Here is a 17,236-nt window from a genome sequence, read left to right on the forward strand (position 1 = left end):
GCGCACGCCGGCCAGCGATCCTCCACCGAATTAACAGCCGCGCACCGGCATCTTTCCGAAGGGACGACTCAGTGCTCCGGGGCGAAGTCGTGGAAGCCGATCAGCTGCCGGATCTTGCCCTCGGCGTCCAGGACGACGATGTCGGTTCCGCCCGCGACCGGTTCCTGCCCGTCGGCCTTCAGGTGCCAGGTCCAGCGCAGGTAGCCGTGGTGCTCGTCGATGGCACCGACCCGGACGAACGACAGCCCCGGGAACATCTGCTGCGCGGCACCGACCAGCTTGTTCAGCTCGTCGTGGCCGGTCGTCTCGAAGCTCGGGTCCTGGAAGGTCGCGTCCGCGGTCCAGGTGCCGGCGATCAGTTCGGCCCGGCGGTCGGCGTCGGCAGCGTTCCACGTCGCGAAGTAGAGGTCGGCGAGAGCGGTGGCGTTCATGGTGTTTCCTCCTCGATGGGTTGCGATGAGCAGAACCTTGCCGCCACGCTCGGCGGACGGTCGATGACGTCGCAGGTAATGGCGATGTCTATGCCAGCCGCTACGGTCGGAGCATGGCAGCGACGATCGAGGAGACCTTCCAGCGCCCGGTGGGTGAGCTTCTGCGCGGCTGGCGGGAGCGCCGGCGGCTCAGTCAGCTCGAGCTGGCGAACCGGGTCGAGGTGTCCACGCGGCATGTCAGTTTCGTGGAGACCGGGCGGTCGAAGCCGAGCCGGGACATGGTGCTGCGGTTGGCCGAGCATCTCGACGTACCGCTGCGGGACCGGAACCAGCTGCTGCTGGCCGGTGGTTTCGCGCCGATCTTCAGCGAGGCCTCGCTGCACTCGCCGGCGATGCTCGCCGTGCGGACCACACTGCGCCGGCTGCTGAAGGCGCACGAGCCGTATCCGGCGTTCGTCGTCGACCGCTGGTGGAACATCGTCGAGACCAACTCCGGGATCGGGATCTTCACCGCCGGCATCGACGAGAAGTTGCTGCAGGCACCGATCAACGCGCTCCGGCTGACCCTGCACCCGGACGGCCTGGCCCAGCGGATCGGCAACATCGCCGAGGTCCGCGCCGCCGCGCTCGCCAGCCTGCAACGGCACGTCGCGAGCACCGCCGACCCCGAGCTCCAGGACCTGTACGACGAACTTCGCGGGTACGCCGTCGACGACAAGCCGGCGCCACCCGGTCCGGCGGACGTCGTCGTACCGTTCAAGCTGACCCACGACGGACGGGAGTTGTCGCTGCTCACGATGATCGCGACCTTCGGGACGCCGCTCGACGTCACCGTCTCGGAGCTGATGATCGAGTCGTTCTACCCAGCCGACGACGACACCGCGGAGTACCTGCGGGGGTTGTCGTGAAGCCGGCGCGGGACCTGGCTGACACGATCGAGCTGCATCTGCAGTACCTCGATCGCTATCGCGGCATCATCGAGTCGAAGCTGACCGGGCTGCCGGAAGCCGACCTGCGCACCAGCCGGCTGCCGTCCGGATGGACTCCGCTGGAGCTGCTGAAGCACCTGATCTTCATGGAGCGGCGCTGGCTGCGCTGGGGATTCACGGCCGAGCAGGTCGCGCACCCGTGGGGTGATTCGGCGGACAACCCGGACGGTCCCTGGACGCTCGAGCCCGGCGACACGCTGGCGGGGCTCGTGGCTCAGCTGCACGCCGGAGGCGAGTTCACCCGGCAAGTCGTCAGCGGGGCCGATCCGGCGGCGATCGCGGCGGCCGGTGGTCGTTTCGGGACCGACGACCGACCGACGCTGAACTGGATCCTGTTCCACGTTCTCGAGGAGTACGCCCGGCACGCGGGCCACCTGGACGTGGCCCGCGAGCTGGCGGATGGTGCCACCGGCGAGTAGGGCTGCGTGACCTACTCGCCGGTGGCGGGGAGGCCCTACCGGCCGGAGGAGGGGTGGCCGGTCGGGAACGTCGTCGGGAAGCTCGGTGTCGGCATGCTCGGCTTCGTGGTCGGGAAGGTGGGCTTGGTGGTCGGCACCGGCGGCTTGTTCGGCAGCGTCGGCTTGCCGGTCTGCTGCTTGCCCGGGTCCACCGTGACCTCGACCCCACCGGAGACCGTCACGGTCGGCAGCGACGGCGCGGTCGGCTTCGTGGTCGGCAGGGACGGCTTGCCCGGCAGCGGCGGAGTCGGCACCGAGGGCTTCGGGGCGGTCGGCTTCGTCGTCGGTACGCCGTGCACGCAGTCCGGCACCGACGGAGCCGGCTTGCCGGACGGCACCGTGGTCGGCAGCGCGGGCGTCGGGAGCGACGGCTTGCCTGACGGGACCGTCGGCACGTTCGGCTTGGCCGGCAGTGTCGGCAGGCTCGGCTTGGTGGTCGGGATCGTGGGCTTACCCGGCAGCGACGGCTTCGTCGTCGGCAGGGTCGGCTTGCCGGGAAGCGACGGCTTGCCCGACGGCACCGTCGGCAGCGACGGCTTACCGGACGGCCAGGTCGGCTTCGTGGTCGGGATCGTGGGCCTGCCCGGCAGCGACGGCTTCGTCGTCGGCAGGGTCGGCTTGCCCGGCAGCGACGGCTTGCCCGACGGCACGCTCGGCAGCTTCGGCAGGGTCGGTTTGGCCGTTGGCGGCTGGTTCGGGTCGATGGTCTTGTTGACCGAGATCACGACCTTCGGCAGCTGCGGCTTCTGTGGCTTCTGGGGCAGGCAGGTCGGGTCCACCGACGGCACCTGCGGGGTGCCGGTCGGGACCACCGCCGGCACCGGCGGCTTCCCACCACCGGCCAGCATGTTCTTCACCGGCAGGGTCGGTCCGCCGACTGCCGCGGACACCGTCGCGACGGTTCCGGCCAGGGCCGTGACGCCCGCCGCCGCGAGGCCGCGGCGCAACCAGGTCAGCCGCTTGCCGCGCCGCATCAAATCACCGGCGTTCGGCTGCCACGGCTCCATGTCGTACGTGAGCGCGTTCCGTACCCGCTGCTCGTCACTCATCAGTTTCCTCCAACTCCGCTGTCGATCAGGTCGGGTGCCAGACGCAACTTGGCCAGCGCCCGGGAAGCCGTGCTCTTCACGGTCCCGGCCGCCATACCGAGCAGCTCGGCGGTCTCGGCCTCGGAGAGATCCTGCGAGTAGCGCAGCGCGACCACGGCTCTCTCCCGGACGGTCAGACCACCGAGGGCCGAGAGCACGGCCTCCCTGGTCTGGACCGCCCCGGCGAAGTCCGCCACCGCTCGCTGGTCCCAATCGTTCTGCACCGGATCACTGGGTACTTCGTTGTTCCAGCGCCGGCGGGCCTGGGAGAGGAATCGGTTGACCAGCACCCGCCGGACGTACCGCAACGGGTCGCCGTCCAGCCGGTGCCACTTCGGGTAGGACCGCATCAACGCTTGCTGCACCAGGTCCTCGGCGGTGTGCCGATCGCCGCACAGCATCTCCGCGAAGCGGAGCAAAGGGGTCGACTGCGCCACGACGAAGCGCTCGAAGTCGGCGTCCGCGGTCCGGGTCATCGATTCTCCTCAGCCTCTGTCACACCGGTCCAAACCCGGTGAGCGACCGATCGGGTTCTGTTTCGTCACCAACTCCTCGGAAGAAATTTATTGACGGGCTAGTCAGAGGAGATGTTTATGAGTCACATTGGGTGAGCACACCTTCACCGCCCCGGAGGTTCCGCCCATGCGTATCACTCGTTCTGTCGCGCTCGCCGCCTGTCTGGCCGCGACCGCGGCGATCTTTACCGCGACCTTGCCGACCAGTGCCGCCGTACCGGATCAGACCTCGGTCGGCGCGCAACCGGTCGCCGGATCCAGCAACGTCACGATCGAAGGCAACCGGATCGTCCTCGGCGACGCCGCGGCCGCGATCGGTGCCAGTCAGATCAAGCAACGATCCGGTCTGGCCGAGCTCGCGCCGGTCCGGTTCGCCGAGTCCACGTCAGCCGTTGTCGTCGGCTACAAATCCGCTGCGCCGGACGGTTCCTCGACGGAGGTCGACGTACGGTCCTGGAACGGGAACCGGTGGTCGGAGTGGACGGCCGCTTCATCCGGTACGCCGACTGCGCTGCCGGCGGCCGGTGATCAGGTCCAGGTCCGGATCATCGTGCTGGCGCCACCGACCGGTGCGAAGCCGTGGGTCAGCGACGTCACGGTCGCGCCCACCGACAAGGTGACCACGCCGCGGATGTCCATCCAGGCGGCACCGCTCAAGTCGCACGTGTTCGCGACCCGCGAAGGCCTGGTCGGTGGTACGACGGCCAACGGGCACGTGATCGTCAGTCGCGACCACTTCGTCGCGCTGCCGTCCCGACGGGGACTGTCCGGCAGCCGGTCGGGCACGTACTCGGTGAAGGTCTGCACGGCGTCGCGATGCGCGTTCGAGCCGGTGTGGGACGTCGGTCCGTGGAACACCAAGGACGACTACTGGAACCCGAGCGCGACCCGCGAGATGTGGAAGGACCTGCCGCAAGGCAAGCCCGAGGCGCAGGCGGCGTACCAGGACGGGTACAACGGGAAGAAGGACCAGTTCGGCCGGACCGTCGCCAACCCGGCGGGAATCGACCTTGCGGACGGTGTGTTCTGGGATGCGCTGAAGCTGGCCGACAACTCGTGGGTGGACGTCACGTACCTGTGGACCGGCGACGGCGGGCGCGGGACGGTGTCGATCTCGTCCGGATACCTGAACGTGCGGAACGCGCCGAACTCCACCGGCGCGGTCGTCGGGATGGCCGGCAAATCGGCGCAGGTCACGGTCGAATGCCAGACCACCGGTGAGAGCGTGACCGGTTCGCAGGGGACGAGCAACGTGTGGCTCCGGGTGAACGCCGGGATGTACGTCGCCAAGGCGTGGATCTCAGCCGGCACCTTCGGCACCTGCTGAACCTGCAGCACTCACCAACTCCCAGCACAACACCGGCCGCACGCTCGCTGACTCGGTCAGCGGGCGTGCGGCCGGTGTTTGGTGAGTGGTGGGCGTCCGCTATTTCCCGCGCGGCGCAATCGTCGCTGGCTCCGCCCGCGTCGCGCGCGGCGTGGGCGTCGACCGCGGGGGCGCGGCTCGGGTTGGCGGGACCGGGTTGCCCCCGCCATCGCTCCGTTTACCGCGGTAAACCGGGTGCTACTTGCCGCGCGGGGCGACGGTTGGCGGCTCCGACGGAGTTGCGCGTGGCGTCGTCCAGCGGGTGGGGGTGGCGCGCGGCGGGCGGGTTGGGTAGATCGACCGGGTCGCCCGTGGCGGCTGCGTGGGCTCGGGCCGCGACGAGCACAGGGGGCTCGCTGTCGGGGCAACTGTCGCTGGACGTGAAGGGACAGCTCGCGGGGCGCGCGTCGGTGTAGAGCGGGCCTCGCTTGGGGTGGCGCGTGGGGGTTGGGTTGGCGTGGTCCATCGCGTGGGTGTTGCCGGCGGCGGGCACGTAGCGGGCGGGCGCGGTTCCGGGACGCGGGTCGGCGGGACCGAGGGCGACGCGGTCGGCGTGCGGCGGCCGGGGAGTGTTGGCGACTCAGTGGGGACGGGGCGTGGGGTCTGCACCCGGGTCGGTGTCGCGACGGGGCGAGCTGTGTCGACGGTCGGGGACGGTGTCGTCGCGGCCGGCCCGCCCTGCGCCACCGTGTCCGCGGACGAGTTGCCGCTGCGCGCCATCGCCGTACCCGCGACCGCGACGCCGACCACCGCCGCGGCGGCGAGCCCGCCCAGCACCATCCGGGTCAGCCGCCGTTTCCGGCCTGCCTCGTTCATTCGTTGCCCTCCGCACCTTGTGATGTTCGGTCGGGCTCAAGGACGCGAGCAGGCAACGAAAGGTTCTGCGGGCCCGTCAGTTCGGCGAACTGGTCGGCGGCGTCGAAGGTGCGGCGAAGCGCGACCGCCGGCCCTGCGGCACCGCGGTCGTCGCCCGCGGCGGAGCCGTCGGCGTCACGTTCGCCGGTGTCGAATATGTCGAGATCGAGTTGGTTGGCCTCACGTTCGTCGGCGTCGCCGGGGTTCGGTGCACGGAGCTCGGCGGACGCTCCGGCGCCGTACCGGGCGGCGTCACCGGCCGGCCCGGCGGCATTGTCGGCGTCGCGGACGGCCGGCTCGTCGGACTCGGGGGCGTACGAGGCGGCTGGGTCGGAGTCGCCGTCGGAGCCGACGAAGGCACCTGCACCGTCGGCCCGGGCCCCGCAGGCTGCGGCCCGTCACCCACCAGGTTGCCCCCGACAACCGCCGCCGCCACGACCACCCCAGCAACCGCGACCGAAGCCGCCGCCGCAGCCGTGAGCCGGCCGCGCACCCGTCGACGCTGCGCCCCCGCGATCACCCGCGCCGGGTCCAGCGGCGCGACGGAGTCGTCCGGCGCCAACGCGACGCGGAGCTCCTCCTCCGCCGCGGTTCCGCGCTCGTCGTTCATGCTCTCTCCCCCACACCGCTCAGCTCCGGCGCGGTCCGCAACTTGTCCAGGGCCCGCGCGTTCGCGCTCTTCACCGTGCCGACCGCCACCCCGAGGACCGCCGCCGTCTCGCGCTCGGTCAGGTCCTCGACATACCGCAGTACGACGACCGCGCGCTCTCGCCGGCTCAGCGCGGCCAGCGCCGCTCCGATCGCGACCCGTCGGTGGATCGCGCCGGTGTGGTCGGACTCCACCGGTTCGAGGAACAGGTCGAGCTCGGCCGCGTCCCCACTCGGACGCTCGCGCCACGGACGCCGCCGTACCCAGGACAAATGCTGATTGACGACCGACTGCCGCACATAGGCGGACGGGTCGGCCATCTCGATCCGGTCCCAGCGCAGGTAGGCCTTCTCCAGCGCGGTCTGCACCAGGTCCTCGGCCAGGCCGATGTCACCGCACAGCATCCGCGCGAAGTGCACCAACCGCGCGGATCTGGCCAGCACGAACGCCGTGAAGTCGTCGTCACGACTCCCCGTTGCCGCCATCTGCGCTCCGTCCTGCCGTCCCTCACCTCACAGGACGCTGCGCACCGGCCAAAGGTTCTGCCGGTTCCGGCAATTGGGTGATCCGGGGCAAGGCGACGGTGTCGGCGGCCAGGCGGACCCGGTTCCGGCCGGCGGCCTTCGCGGCGTACATGGCGCGGTCGGCGCGGAGCAGTAGGTCGTCGACGGTCGCGCCGTCGTTCGGGTAGACGGCGACGCCGATGCTGACGGTCAGGTGGAAGGTGTCCGGATCCAGGTCCGGGTCGTCGAGTACGCCGGCGCACATCGCCGCCAGCGGGCTGTTGGCGACCGCGTTGCGCAACCGGTCGGCGGTCACCGTCGCCTCGTCGATCCCGGTGTCCGGCAGCGCGATCACGAACTCCTCGCCGCCGAACCGGCCGATCACGTCCTTCGCCCGGATGGCGCTCCGCAGGATCGTCGCGACCGCGCGCAGTGCCTCGTCGCCGACCAGGTGGCCGTGCCGGTCGTTGACCTGCTTGAAGTGGTCGATGTCGATCAGCAGCACCGCCATCGATTCGTGCTGGTTCCGCGAAGTCCGCAGCATCTGGTCGGTCCGCCGGCGCCACCAGTCGACCCGGGTCAGGCTGGTCTTCGGGTCGGTCTGGGCCTCGGTCTCGAGTTGGCCGAGCAGCAGGGCGCGCTGCGCGGTCAGCGTGATCGGGATCGCGACGAACGCGAACCACGGGCTGATCAGGCAGGCGGCCGCGAGCAGACAGCCGAGGGTCGCCGCGGTCGCGTCCGTGCACAGGTCGTCCAGGCCGCCGACGGTCTCGCGGCGGCTGCTGCCCGGGATGATGAGCGAGATCGCCAGTCCGCACAGCAGGGTGTCGGTGGCGACGTACGCGACCGCAGCGCCGACCATCGAGACCACCAAGCCGAGGCCACTGTCGCCGGTCAGGTGCCGGGCCGAGACGAAGACCGAGTGCGCCGCGCCGACCGCGAGGACATGGACAGCGGTCGAGAAGGCCCAGCGGTACGGAATGCACTTGCCGGCCCGGATCCGCCACCAGATCCGCAGCAGGACCGCGACCAGGATCGCCAGCGCCGGGTGCAGGATGACGGCCGCGGCGATCATCCAGGCCGGGGCGAGGTCCTTGTGCAGCGCGCCGCCGCGCCGCCGCCGGCTCTCCACCCGGCGGGCGCCCTCGACCGAGATCAGCGCGGACACGGTCAGGGCGAACACCACGTTCAGGCCGCGCCAGCTCGGGCGGTCGGTGACCGCGTGTGCGGCGTACCCGATGGCGCCCAGATCGACGAGCACGACGACGGCGAACGCCGGGACCGTCAGGGTCCAGAGCGCCCAGGAACGAACAGTTCGCCTACTCTGCGCAACCATCACCTCACACGGTACGACGAGTGAGCGTCAGGTCCCAATCCGCGACGGCGCGGCTGTGGATGACGACTTGGAAACGATCGACAATGCTTCATGATTCAGTCGTTTGATCAACAACCTACCGCAGGTTTTCCCTGGTGGGTAAGGGAAAACCTGCCCCCGACGGTGCCGGAAGTCAGCGCTTCCGCGCCGCGCCGAACAGGCCCCGGACGATCTCCCGGCCGGCCGACCGCGCGAACTGCTTGAACGCCGACGAGCCGATCACCTGCTCGACCATCGACTTCTCCGGTTTCTGCGCCCGCGGCCGTGACTCCGGCTGCTGCTTGGCCTGCTCCTGCTGCTGCTTCTCGGCTTCGGCCTGCTCCGCCCCGGCCTGCACCTTCGCGGCCAGGATCTCGTACGCCGACTCGCGGTCGACCGCCTGCGAGTACTTCGCGTTGTTCGCCGACGCCTGCACCGAGGCCGACATCTGCTCCGCGGTGGCCGGCGCCATCAGCGACTGCGGCGCCCGCAACCGGGTCCAGGCGACCGGCGTCGGCGCGCCCTTCTCGTTCATCACGGTCACGATCGCCTCGCCGATCCCGAGCTGGGTCAGCACCTCACCGAGGTCGTACGACGAGCTCGGGAACGTCGACACGGTCGCCTTCAGCGCCTTCGCGTCGTTCGGCGTGTGCGCCCGCAGCTGGTGCTGCACGCGGGACCCGAGCTGCGCGAGTACGGCGTCCGGCACGTCCTTCGGCGTCTGGGTCACGAAGAAGACGCCGACGCCCTTCGACCGGATCAGCCGCACGGTCTGCGCGATCGAGTCCAGGAAAGCCTTCGACGCGTCGTTGAAGAGCAGGTGTGCCTCGTCGAAGAAGAACACCAGCTTCGGCTTGTCCACGTCGCCGACCTCGGGCAGGTCGTGGAACAGGTCCGCCAGCAGCCACATCAGGAACGTCGAGAACAGCGCCGGCCGGTCCTGCAGGTTCGGCAGCTCGAGCAGCGAGATGACGCCCTTCCCGTCACGCTGCTGCAGCAGGTCGGCGGTCTCGAACTCCGGCTCGCCGAAGAACGCCTCCGCGCCCTGGTCGGCGAACCCGATCAGCGCCCGCAGGATGACACCGGCGGTCGCCGCGGACAGGCCGCCGAGCTCCTTCAGGTCCTCCTTGCCCTCGTCCGAGGTGAGGTGCTGGATGACCGAGCGCAGGTCCTTCAGGTCGAGCAGCGTCAGCCCGGCCTTGTCGGCGTAGTGGAAGATCAGCCCGAGCGACGACTCCTGGACGTCGTTGAGCCCGAGCACCTTGGACAGCAGCACCGGGCCGAACGAGGTGATCGTGGCGCGGATCGGGACGCCGGTGCCCTGGCCGCCGAGCGCGTAGAACTCGGTCGGGAAACCGGTCGCGGTCCAGTCCTGGCCGATCGCCTTGGTCCGGGCCAGCAGCTTGTCGCTGCTCGCACCCGGCTGCGAGATGCCGGACAGGTCACCCTTGATGTCGGCGGCGAAGACCGCGACACCGGCCGCGGACAGCTGCTCGGCCATCAACTGCAGGGTCTTCGTCTTACCGGTACCGGTGGCACCCGCGACCAGGCCGTGCCGGTTCATCATCCCCAGCGGGATCCGGACCGCCGCCTCCGGTTTCGGCTCGCCGTCGACGAGCAACGCCCCCAGCTCGAGGGCCGCCCCTTCGAACGCGTACCCCTGCTTGACGGTCTCCACGACGTCGGCTTTCTCGGCCATCAGCGTGCCTTTCCCCGGTTGACGGAACTACCCGTCGGGAATGCTAGTGCCTCGCCTCGCGGTGTCGACGGATCCCGCACGGGCGCACGATCTTGCCCCGGGCACCGATCGGCCCGCACCTCGGACACCGTGACGGCGCCGCCCGGGCCTGACGCCTGGTGGCGGTAAAAGGTTGCATCGCGGCTCCGGACTGTTCCGGTGACGTTCATGACCTCCTCCGGAGACCTGGAATCCCGCTAGACTCCGGGAGGTGATCTTCAAGCGCGTCGGGGACGATCGGCCGTACCCGGACCACGGGCTGCGGCCCAAGGACTGGTCCGCACTGCCGCCACGGCAGGTACGGCTGGACGAACTCGTCACGACGAAGGGCACTCTGGACCTGACCGCGCTGCTCGACGAGGACTCGACCTTCTACGGCGACCTGTTCGCACACGTCGTCGAGTGGAGGGGTGACATGTACCTCGAGGACGGTCTGCACCGCGCCCTGCGCGCGGCGCTGCAGCAGCGTCAGGTCCTCCATGCACGGGTACTGGTCGTGGACTGACCCATGGCTGCCGCTCACGGGGGGTGGAGCAAATGACAGCGATCCATCCGCAACCGAGACCGCACTCGCGGGTCCGGTGGCGTACACCGATCACGATGGTGATCCTGCTCGGAATTCTCGCCGGCGGCGGCTGGTGGGGCTGGAAGTCGCTGATGAACAGCAGCGCCGAAGCGACCTGCACCGAGCAGAAACTGGCGAACAACCGCCTGGTGCCGAAACAGGTAGTCCTGAACGTCTACAACGGTGGGGCCCGTGCGGGCTCCGCCGGCCGGGTCGCGGACGTGCTGAAGAAGCGCGGCTTCAACGTCAGCAAGATCGCCAACGAGCCCAAGGGCGACAAGACCGACGTGGTCGCGCTGCGCGGCGCCTCCGAGACCGCCCCCGAGATGCTCCTGGTGGCCGGTCAGCTGAACCAGAAGGCCGTGATGATCGCCGACGGCCGCACCGACCACACCGTCGACCTGGTGATCGGCGCCGGCTTCGGCTCCGTGAAACTGAAGGGCATCCCCTCGGTGCAGGTCCCGGCCGGTAGCACCGTCTGCCTCCCGGTGGTTCACACCCCGCAGCCGATCCCCTCGGGCCAGAACCCGGGCTGACGGCTCGGGACAGCTACTGCTGTTCGCGGCCGCGTTCGCCGAACCAGCCGGCCAGGCGGCCGGCCCGGGAGACGGCCCGGAGGCGGCGTACGGTCTGTTCGCGGACCGGGCTGGGGGCGACGACGAGCATCGAGTCGGCGGCCCGCAGCACGGTACGGCGGTCCGGGACGAACACCCGTTCGGCGCGGATCACCAGGGAGACCGACACGCCCGGAGGCAGCCGGAGCTCGCCGATCTCGACGCCGGCCAGCCGGGACTCGCTCGGGATCTGGACCTGGATCATGTCGGCGCCGAGCGACTCCAGCGGCGCCACGTCGATGTCCACCTCGTGCGCCGCGTTCTCGTCGAGCACGTTCAACCGCTTCGCCAGCCACGGCAGTGACGGCCCCTGCAGCAACGTGAACAACAGCACCAGCACGAACACCACGTCGAAGATCCGGTCCGCGTGCGGCACCCCCTCGGAGAGCGGGATCGTCGCCAGCACGATCGGTACGGCGCCACGCAGGCCGGCCCACGAGATGAACGTCCGCTCCGCCCACGGCAACCGGAACGGCGCCGCCGAGATCGCCACCGACGCGAACCGCCCGACCACCGTGACCGCGAGTCCGATCACCAGCGCGAGTACGACGTCGTCCAACCGGAACCGCCCCGGCGACGCGAGCAGCCCGAGCATCACGAACAGCCCGATCTGCGCCAGCCAGGCGATCCCGTCGACGAACGACCGGGTCGCCATCCGGTGCGGCAGCTCCGCCCGCCCGAGCACCAGCGACGTCACGTACACCGCGGCGAAGCCCGAGACATGGAGCAGGACCGAGCCGCCGGCGTACGAGATGAACGCGACCGAGAGGACGGCGAGCGGATACAGGCCGGCCGAGCCGAGTGCCATCCGGCGGATCAGGCCGACGCTCACCCACCCGACCAACAGGCCGAACAAGGCGCCGACGATGAGCTCGTAGAGCACCAGCCCGCTGAAGGCCAGCAGGCCCTTGTCGCCGACCTCGCCGGTGCTCACGAGTGTGACGAGCAGCACGGTCGGGGCGTCGTTCAGACCGGACTCCGCCTCCAGCGCCCCACGTAGGCGTGGACGGACCGGCACCCGTCTCAGTACCGAGAACACGGCTGCCGCGTCCGTCGGCGACGTCACCGCCCCGAGCAGCACCGAGAGCTGCCAGCTCAGCCCCAGCACGAAGTGGGCGACACCCGCGACCACTCCGACACTCACCGCGACCCCGACGGTCGCCAGCACGAGCCCCAGCGGCATCACCGGCCGTACTTCGTTCCAGCGCGTCGTCAGACCGCCCTCGGTGAGGATCACCACCAGCGCAGCGAACCCGAGCGCATGCGCGAGCTTGGCGTCCTCGAAGTGGATGTGCCCTGGCCCGGATTCGCCCAGCAGCAGGCCCATGCCGAGGTAGATGAGCAGCGACGGGAGCCCGATCCGGCCCGACAACCGGACCGCCACGACCGCGACGAGAAGGACCACCGCTCCGCCGAGCAGGATCCGGTCGAGCTCCGCTACATCCATAGGGGCCCTCTCGTCGAGCGTCCCGCGTCAGGTCCAGAGAGACGAAAACCCTGACGCATCACACAGCATCAGGGTCTCCGGCTATCTGCCACCCCTCACGGGGCGGTTTGGCGGTGGCGGAGGGATTTGAACCCTCGGACGGGGGTTGCCCGTCACGCGCTTTCGAGGCGCGCTCCTTCGGCCGCTCGGACACGCCACCGCCGAGGACAATATCAAGGTCGGTGACGAATGAAGAAATCGCGCAGCCGGGCACCCGCCACATCGGCCATCACACCGCCCACGACCTCGGGCCGATGGTTCAGCCGGCGGTCCCGGACGACGTCCCACAACGAGCCCACGGCACCCGCCTTCTCGTCGTAAGCCGCGAAGATCAGCCGGTCCAGCCGGGACAGCACGATCGCCCCGGCGCACATTGTGCACGGCTCCAGCGTGACCACCAGCGTGCACCCGGTCAGCCGCCACTCCCCGACGTGCCGCGCTGCCTCCCGGATCGCCAGCACCTCGGCATGCGCGGTCGGGTCGCCGGTCGCCTCCCGCTCGTTGTGACCGCGCCCGATGATCTCGCCGCCCTCGTCCACGACCAGGGCCCCGATCGGTACGTCGGGCAGCGCCAGCTCGCCCTCCTCCAGGGCGAGCGTCATCAACCTCGACCACTCCCGCCGCAGGATCGGGCTAGCCAAGGGCTTCGATCGCGTCGTGGAACTGGTTGCCGAACCCGAGCGTCTCGGCGATCTCCTCGAGCATCTCCTCCGGATAGAGGTCGACGTCGTCGCACAGCGCCCCGAGGTCCATCGCGGTCATCCCCAGATCGGCGAGGATCGTCAGGTCGCCGGCCGGGACCTGCTCGTCGTCGTCATCGGCCAGCGGGATGTCGAGCTCGTCGACCACCTGCCGGGCCAGCGGCCACTCGGTGGCGGCGGTGACGTCGGAGATCAGCAGCCGCGCCCGGCCGCCAAGCACCCGGACCAGCACGAAGAAGTCCTCGTCCACCGAAACCATCCCGAGCACGCCACCCTCACCGGGATACCGGCGCAGCGCGGACACCAAGGTGGACAGGTCCGGCTCACCACGCAGCACGAGCGGGGTGACCGTCCAGTTCCCGTCCTCGGTGTAAGCGGCGACCGCGAAGTCGAGGTCGGTGGTCATCTGCCCTGCTGTGACATCGGACACCGGGTCATCGTCCCAGACTCCGGCGGCAGGCGCGATCTCGGAGCGGTATCAGATCCACCAACACCCGTCAACAGTCAGTGATGGTACGTCGCTCTGCGCATCGCTTCCCGCAGTTGCCGGACCCGCGCCCGCCGCGGAGCGATCCGGTCCCGCAGCGCACGGGCCTCGTCCCGCTCGCGCAGAAAGGCCGCGCGACGACGGAGGCGGTCCAACTGCTCGGGCGTCTTCTCGGTCATCGGCGGACTCCCTGGGGGGCGAATTCAGGGCAGATTCCAACGCACCTTCGATTCTGGCAGCGAGCACGCTTTCCCGCCGCGAATCGCCGACGGTACCGTTCCGGCTTATGCAGATCCTCGTCGTGGACCACCCACTCGTCGCCCACAAGCTCACCGCGCTGCGGGACGAGCGCACGGACTCACCCACGTTCCGGCGGCTGACCGAGGAGCTCGTCACGTTGCTCGCCTACGAGGCGACCCGGGACGTGCGGACCGGTCCGGTCACCGTACAGACGCCGGTCGCGGCGGCGCAGGGCGTGAAGCTCGCCGCGCCGAAGCCGCTGGTCGTCCCGATCCTGCGGGCCGGCCTCGGCATGCTCGAGGGCATGTCCCGGCTGCTCCCGACCGCCGAGGTGGGGTTCCTCGGGATGGTGCGCAACGAGGAGACGCTGACGGCGTCGACGTACGCCGAGCGGCTGCCGGAGGATCTGTCCGGGCGGCAGTGCTACGTGCTCGACCCGATGCTGGCCACCGGCGGGACGCTCGCGGCCGCGATCCAGTTCCTGGTGGACCGCGGCGCCGACCACATCACCGCGATCTGCTTGCTCGCGGCCCCGGAAGGCGTCCAGCGCGTCGAACGCGAACTCACCGACCTCGATGTCCCGTGCAACTTGGTCATCGCCGGCATGGACTCCCATTTGAACGAGAAGGGCTACATCGTGCCGGGCCTGGGCGACGCCGGGGACCGCTTGTACGGCGTCGCCCAGTAACCCTTCAGACGAGAGTGTTGCGGTAGAAGAGGTTGGCTCGGCGGTCGCCGGTGACGCCGGACGCGAAGCCGAAGTACAGGCGGGCGGTCGCGTCCGTCGAGCCGTAGACCGCCATCCCCTCGGGCTCGCGGTACGTCAGGCTCTTCCCGGCCAGCGTCAGGAAGGAGTCGACGAGCTGACCGGCATTGATGTCGTAGCACCAGAGCTTCGACGTCGCCTGGGTCTCGTCGGGATCACCCGGGTAGGCCTCGCCCTCCCAGAAGTACGCGTACGCCCCGTACAGCGTCCACCCCTGGAAGTCGATCCCCGCCGTCAACGCCGGCTGCTTGAAGGACGCCAGTACCGTCGAGAAGTCACCGGCCCGCGCAGCCGCCAGCGAGTACACGTTGATGTGCATCCCGTCGGACAGCGAGTACCGCACCCCGAGCTGCCCGAAGCGCTGATCCACGGCCGGTGTGAACACGGTCCCGCTCGACACCGGCTTCCACTTCGTCACCGACGCCGACGTCAGCGTCTTGCCGTTCTGCCACGGGAACCGGCAGATCTGCCGGCCGCGACCGTTCGCGGTGTCCACGTCGGTCTCGGTCCAGAGGTACGTCGTACTTCCGGAACCCTCGGCGCCGATCGAGACCGCGTGGCCGAAGCCGGTGAGGTACATGTACCCGAGCTCGTTGCCGGCGAAGTCGAGCTGGGTCAGCGCGAGGTCGCCGCTGTTCGCCCCGCTGCCGCCCCGCAACTGCGCGGCGAACAGCCGGTCGTTCGGCGTGTCGAACGCGAACGACTGCATCACCGTCGCGTCGTGCAGCGGTTGACTGCGGAAGAACTCGTTGGTGGTCGCGCTCATCTTGAAGCGCTTGGAGGCTGGTAGGGACAGGGTCCGGGCGGTGGCGGTAGGAAGTCCGGCCGTGCCGGCGGCGATCAGCGCGCCGGCCCCGGTCAGCAACCCACGGCGGGAAAGGTTGTCCATACCGTTCGACGGTAAGTCTCTTACCGGGAAGTGTCAGTAGTTCGAACACGAACTTCTGAGAACTTCCCGGCGACGAGTGTTAGACGAACGAGTCGCGGTAGAACAGGTTGGCCCGGCGGTCCCCGCCGACCCCGGACGCGAAACCGAAGCAGAGCCGCGGACAACCGAAGCGGTCGAGGTGTACGCCGACCCCCTCGGCCTCGCGGTAGACCAGGTCATCGCCGTCGAGGATGCGTGCGGACTCGACGATCTGGCCGGCATTGATGTCGTAGGTCCACAGCTTCGATGTGAACAGGGCGGGATCGGGCGTGCCGGAGTACGCCTCACCCTCCCAGAGGTAGACGTACGAGCCGTACAGCGCCCAGCCCTGGAAGTCGATGTCCGCGGTCATGGCCGGCTGCTTGAACGACGCGAGCACCCGCGAGAAGTCGCCGGCGCGCGCCGCGGCCAGCGAGTACACGTTGATGTGGAAGCCGTCCGCCTGCGTGTGGCGGATGCCGATCCGGCCGTGCTGCTGATCGACGGACGGCGTGAACAATGCGCCGTCCGCGACCGGCTTCCAGCTGCGCAGTCCCGGCGAGTCCTTCGTCAGCGTCGCGCCGTCCTGCCAGCGGAACCGCGCAACCTGCCGCCCGCGCCCGTTCGCCGTATCCACATCGGTCTCGGTCCAGAGGTACGTCGTACGCCCCACCGCCTCCGCGCCGATCGAGACCGCGTGACCGAAACCGCTCAGGTACATGTGCCCGACGACATCGCCGGCGAGGGTGAGCTGCGTCAGCGTGAGATCGCCGCTGTTCGCAGGCGACCCCGCCCGCAACTGGCCGGCGAACAGCCGCTGGTTCGCGTTGTCGAACGCGATCGACTGCATCACGGTCACATCCGCCAACGGCTTACTCCGAAACACCTCACCCCCCGACCCCTCGAGCGCGAACCGCCGCGTAGGAGGCAACCCGCCCGGCGCCGCCGAAGCCGGCACTCCCACCACCCCGCCCGCCAAAACCGCCCCAGCCCCCACCAACAACCCACGCCGCGTCATCATCATGCCGCCAAACCGTAAGCGACATACCGCGAACTGTCACTATTTAAAACAATCTTCCTTGAGAAAATCCCAGCCAATCGTGTTACATCAGCCGCCCAATCCGCCGAGTCGTGAGGATCGGCTGCCAATCCGGGACCACAACTCACGACTCGACAAACCACCACCAACCAAACGCCACGACTCGGCGGATCGGGGGACGGGTGGAGGTCGGGTGCGACGGGCACCCGTACGGCGCGCTCGTCACTCGAACCGCTCGTCACACGGCCGCACGACAGCACCGCCGGCGATCCGCCCAGTCGTGAGAACCGGCTGCCAATCCGGAACCACAACTCACGACTCGACAAACCACCCCCAACCAAACGCCACGACTCGACGGATCGAGGGACGGGTGGAGGTCGGGCGCGAGGGGCACCCGTACGGCGCGCTCGTCACTCGAACCGCTCGTCACACGGCCGCACGACAGCACCGCCGGCGATCCGCCCAGTCGTGAGAACCGGCTGCCA

At 69.6% G+C, this 17,236-nt stretch carries 18 protein-coding genes and 1 tRNA gene; 6 read left to right on the plus strand and 13 right to left on the minus strand.

All coding sequences use genetic code 11. The features are described 5' to 3' along the window. Nucleotides 1-68 precede the first annotated feature (68 nt). On the minus strand, nucleotides 69-431 hold the full coding sequence (locus tag ACFYRH_RS03340; protein ID WP_387767336.1) for a nuclear transport factor 2 family protein: 363 nt from the start codon (nucleotides 429-431) through the stop codon (nucleotides 69-71). Between the two features lie 113 nt (nucleotides 432-544). Between ACFYRH_RS03340 and ACFYRH_RS03345 the strand changes: the two genes are divergently transcribed. Together ACFYRH_RS03345 and ACFYRH_RS03350 are read left to right on the plus strand one after the other, a co-directional pair. Continuing rightward, nucleotides 545-1,339, plus strand: a complete 795-nt coding sequence (locus ACFYRH_RS03345; RefSeq protein ID WP_387767339.1) for a helix-turn-helix domain-containing protein — start codon at nucleotides 545-547, stop codon at nucleotides 1,337-1,339. After that, entirely contained in the window at nucleotides 1,336-1,839 is a 504-nt protein-coding gene (locus ACFYRH_RS03350) for a DinB family protein (protein WP_387767342.1), read from the plus strand. Before ACFYRH_RS03345 ends, ACFYRH_RS03350 begins: the two co-directional genes overlap by 4 nt. A 35-nt stretch (nucleotides 1,840-1,874) precedes the next feature. On the opposite strand, the gene ACFYRH_RS03355 is transcribed toward ACFYRH_RS03350, so the two are convergent. Beyond that, the gene (locus tag ACFYRH_RS03355; protein ID WP_387767345.1) at nucleotides 1,875-2,927 is read right to left on the minus strand and encodes a hypothetical protein; all 1,053 of its coding nucleotides are present in this window, start codon (nucleotides 2,925-2,927) and stop codon (nucleotides 1,875-1,877) included. Next, complete coding sequence (locus ACFYRH_RS03360) at nucleotides 2,927-3,442, minus strand: SigE family RNA polymerase sigma factor (RefSeq protein ID WP_387767347.1); 516 nt, start codon at nucleotides 3,440-3,442, stop codon at nucleotides 2,927-2,929. Before ACFYRH_RS03360 ends, ACFYRH_RS03355 begins: the two co-directional genes overlap by 1 nt. Nucleotides 3,443-3,608: 166 nt before the next feature. Here ACFYRH_RS03360 and ACFYRH_RS03365 point away from each other — a divergent pair, with 166 nt between their 5' ends. Next, a complete protein-coding gene (locus ACFYRH_RS03365) occupies nucleotides 3,609-4,808 on the plus strand; it encodes a hypothetical protein (RefSeq protein WP_387767350.1) in 1,200 nt (399 codons plus the stop codon). 1,500 nt (nucleotides 4,809-6,308) lie between these two features. On the opposite strand, the gene ACFYRH_RS03370 is transcribed toward ACFYRH_RS03365, so the two are convergent. From ACFYRH_RS03370 to ACFYRH_RS03380, 3 genes are all read right to left on the minus strand, one after another. Next, on the minus strand, nucleotides 6,309-6,836 hold the full coding sequence (locus tag ACFYRH_RS03370) for a SigE family RNA polymerase sigma factor (RefSeq protein ID WP_387767353.1): 528 nt from the start codon (nucleotides 6,834-6,836) through the stop codon (nucleotides 6,309-6,311). A gap of 22 nt (nucleotides 6,837-6,858) precedes the next feature. Further along, the gene (locus ACFYRH_RS03375) at nucleotides 6,859-8,190 is read right to left on the minus strand and encodes a diguanylate cyclase (RefSeq protein WP_387767356.1); all 1,332 of its coding nucleotides are present in this window, start codon (nucleotides 8,188-8,190) and stop codon (nucleotides 6,859-6,861) included. A 172-nt stretch (nucleotides 8,191-8,362) separates the two neighbouring features. Continuing rightward, nucleotides 8,363-9,907: a helicase HerA-like domain-containing protein gene (locus tag ACFYRH_RS03380; RefSeq protein ID WP_387767358.1), complete on the minus strand. Its 1,545-nt coding sequence runs from the start codon at nucleotides 9,905-9,907 to the stop codon at nucleotides 8,363-8,365. A gap of 250 nt (nucleotides 9,908-10,157) precedes the next feature. Between ACFYRH_RS03380 and ACFYRH_RS03385 the strand changes: the two genes are divergently transcribed. Both ACFYRH_RS03385 and ACFYRH_RS03390 read left to right on the plus strand, forming a co-directional pair. Further along, complete coding sequence (locus ACFYRH_RS03385; RefSeq protein WP_387767361.1) at nucleotides 10,158-10,451, plus strand: type II toxin-antitoxin system VapB family antitoxin; 294 nt, start codon at nucleotides 10,158-10,160, stop codon at nucleotides 10,449-10,451. Nucleotides 10,452-10,483: 32 nt separating this feature from the next. Beyond that, nucleotides 10,484-11,047 carry a LytR C-terminal domain-containing protein gene (locus tag ACFYRH_RS03390; protein WP_387767364.1) on the plus strand — a complete coding sequence of 188 codons (564 nt, stop codon included), beginning with the start codon at nucleotides 10,484-10,486 and terminating at the stop codon, nucleotides 11,045-11,047. Between the two features lie 13 nt (nucleotides 11,048-11,060). Here ACFYRH_RS03390 and ACFYRH_RS03395 read toward each other — a convergent pair whose 3' ends face one another. From ACFYRH_RS03395 to ACFYRH_RS03415, 5 genes are all read right to left on the minus strand, one after another. Further along, nucleotides 11,061-12,572 carry a potassium/proton antiporter gene (locus tag ACFYRH_RS03395; protein WP_387767367.1) on the minus strand — a complete coding sequence of 504 codons (1,512 nt, stop codon included), beginning with the start codon at nucleotides 12,570-12,572 and terminating at the stop codon, nucleotides 11,061-11,063. A 108-nt stretch (nucleotides 12,573-12,680) separates the two neighbouring features. Then, nucleotides 12,681-12,771, minus strand: a tRNA-Ser gene (locus ACFYRH_RS03400). A 13-nt stretch (nucleotides 12,772-12,784) separates the two neighbouring features. Then, nucleotides 12,785-13,213 carry a nucleoside deaminase gene (locus tag ACFYRH_RS03405; RefSeq protein ID WP_387767370.1) on the minus strand — a complete coding sequence of 143 codons (429 nt, stop codon included), beginning with the start codon at nucleotides 13,211-13,213 and terminating at the stop codon, nucleotides 12,785-12,787. Nucleotides 13,214-13,244: 31 nt separating this feature from the next. Next, a complete protein-coding gene (locus ACFYRH_RS03410) occupies nucleotides 13,245-13,742 on the minus strand; it encodes a tRNA adenosine deaminase-associated protein (RefSeq protein WP_387767373.1) in 498 nt (165 codons plus the stop codon). 74 nt (nucleotides 13,743-13,816) lie between these two features. Beyond that, nucleotides 13,817-13,978 (minus strand): hypothetical protein, encoded by a 162-nt coding sequence (locus ACFYRH_RS03415; RefSeq protein ID WP_387767376.1) that lies wholly within the window; start codon nucleotides 13,976-13,978, stop codon nucleotides 13,817-13,819. A gap of 107 nt (nucleotides 13,979-14,085) precedes the next feature. Here ACFYRH_RS03415 and upp point away from each other — a divergent pair, with 107 nt between their 5' ends. Further along, entirely contained in the window at nucleotides 14,086-14,727 is a 642-nt protein-coding gene (upp, locus tag ACFYRH_RS03420; RefSeq protein WP_387767379.1) for a uracil phosphoribosyltransferase, read from the plus strand. A gap of 4 nt (nucleotides 14,728-14,731) precedes the next feature. Here the strand turns inward: upp and ACFYRH_RS03425 are convergent, their stop codons facing one another. After that, complete coding sequence (locus ACFYRH_RS03425; protein WP_387767382.1) at nucleotides 14,732-15,694, minus strand: hypothetical protein; 963 nt, start codon at nucleotides 15,692-15,694, stop codon at nucleotides 14,732-14,734. A gap of 79 nt (nucleotides 15,695-15,773) precedes the next feature. Continuing rightward, the gene (locus ACFYRH_RS03430) at nucleotides 15,774-16,571 is read right to left on the minus strand and encodes a hypothetical protein (protein ID WP_387771703.1); all 798 of its coding nucleotides are present in this window, start codon (nucleotides 16,569-16,571) and stop codon (nucleotides 15,774-15,776) included. Between the last annotated feature and the right edge of the window lie 665 nt (nucleotides 16,572-17,236).

The organism is Kribbella sp. NPDC004875 (genome assembly GCF_042873375.1).
Classification (GTDB): Bacteria; Actinomycetota; Actinomycetes; order Propionibacteriales; family Kribbellaceae; genus Kribbella.

Coding starts and splice junctions, on each gene's coding strand:
- ACFYRH_RS03345 (WP_387767339.1), top strand. CDS start 545: ATGGCAGCGACGATCGAGGAGACCTTCCAGCGCCCGGTGGGTGAGCTT.
- upp (WP_387767379.1), top strand. CDS start 14,086: ATGCAGATCCTCGTCGTGGACCACCCACTCGTCGCCCACAAGCTCACC.
- ACFYRH_RS03405 (WP_387767370.1), bottom strand. CDS start 13,213: ATGACGCTCGCCCTGGAGGAGGGCGAGCTGGCGCTGCCCGACGTACCG.
- ACFYRH_RS03425 (WP_387767382.1), bottom strand. CDS start 15,694: ATGGACAACCTTTCCCGCCGTGGGTTGCTGACCGGGGCCGGCGCGCTG.
- ACFYRH_RS03355 (WP_387767345.1), bottom strand. CDS start 2,927: ATGAGTGACGAGCAGCGGGTACGGAACGCGCTCACGTACGACATGGAG.
- ACFYRH_RS03370 (WP_387767353.1), bottom strand. CDS start 6,836: ATGGCGGCAACGGGGAGTCGTGACGACGACTTCACGGCGTTCGTGCTG.
- ACFYRH_RS03360 (WP_387767347.1), bottom strand. CDS start 3,442: ATGACCCGGACCGCGGACGCCGACTTCGAGCGCTTCGTCGTGGCGCAG.
- ACFYRH_RS03395 (WP_387767367.1), bottom strand. CDS start 12,572: ATGGATGTAGCGGAGCTCGACCGGATCCTGCTCGGCGGAGCGGTGGTC.
- ACFYRH_RS03415 (WP_387767376.1), bottom strand. CDS start 13,978: ATGACCGAGAAGACGCCCGAGCAGTTGGACCGCCTCCGTCGTCGCGCG.
- ACFYRH_RS03340 (WP_387767336.1), bottom strand. CDS start 431: ATGAACGCCACCGCTCTCGCCGACCTCTACTTCGCGACGTGGAACGCT.
- ACFYRH_RS03375 (WP_387767356.1), bottom strand. CDS start 8,190: ATGGTTGCGCAGAGTAGGCGAACTGTTCGTTCCTGGGCGCTCTGGACC.
- ACFYRH_RS03365 (WP_387767350.1), top strand. CDS start 3,609: ATGCGTATCACTCGTTCTGTCGCGCTCGCCGCCTGTCTGGCCGCGACC.
- ACFYRH_RS03390 (WP_387767364.1), top strand. CDS start 10,484: ATGACAGCGATCCATCCGCAACCGAGACCGCACTCGCGGGTCCGGTGG.
- ACFYRH_RS03380 (WP_387767358.1), bottom strand. CDS start 9,907: ATGGCCGAGAAAGCCGACGTCGTGGAGACCGTCAAGCAGGGGTACGCG.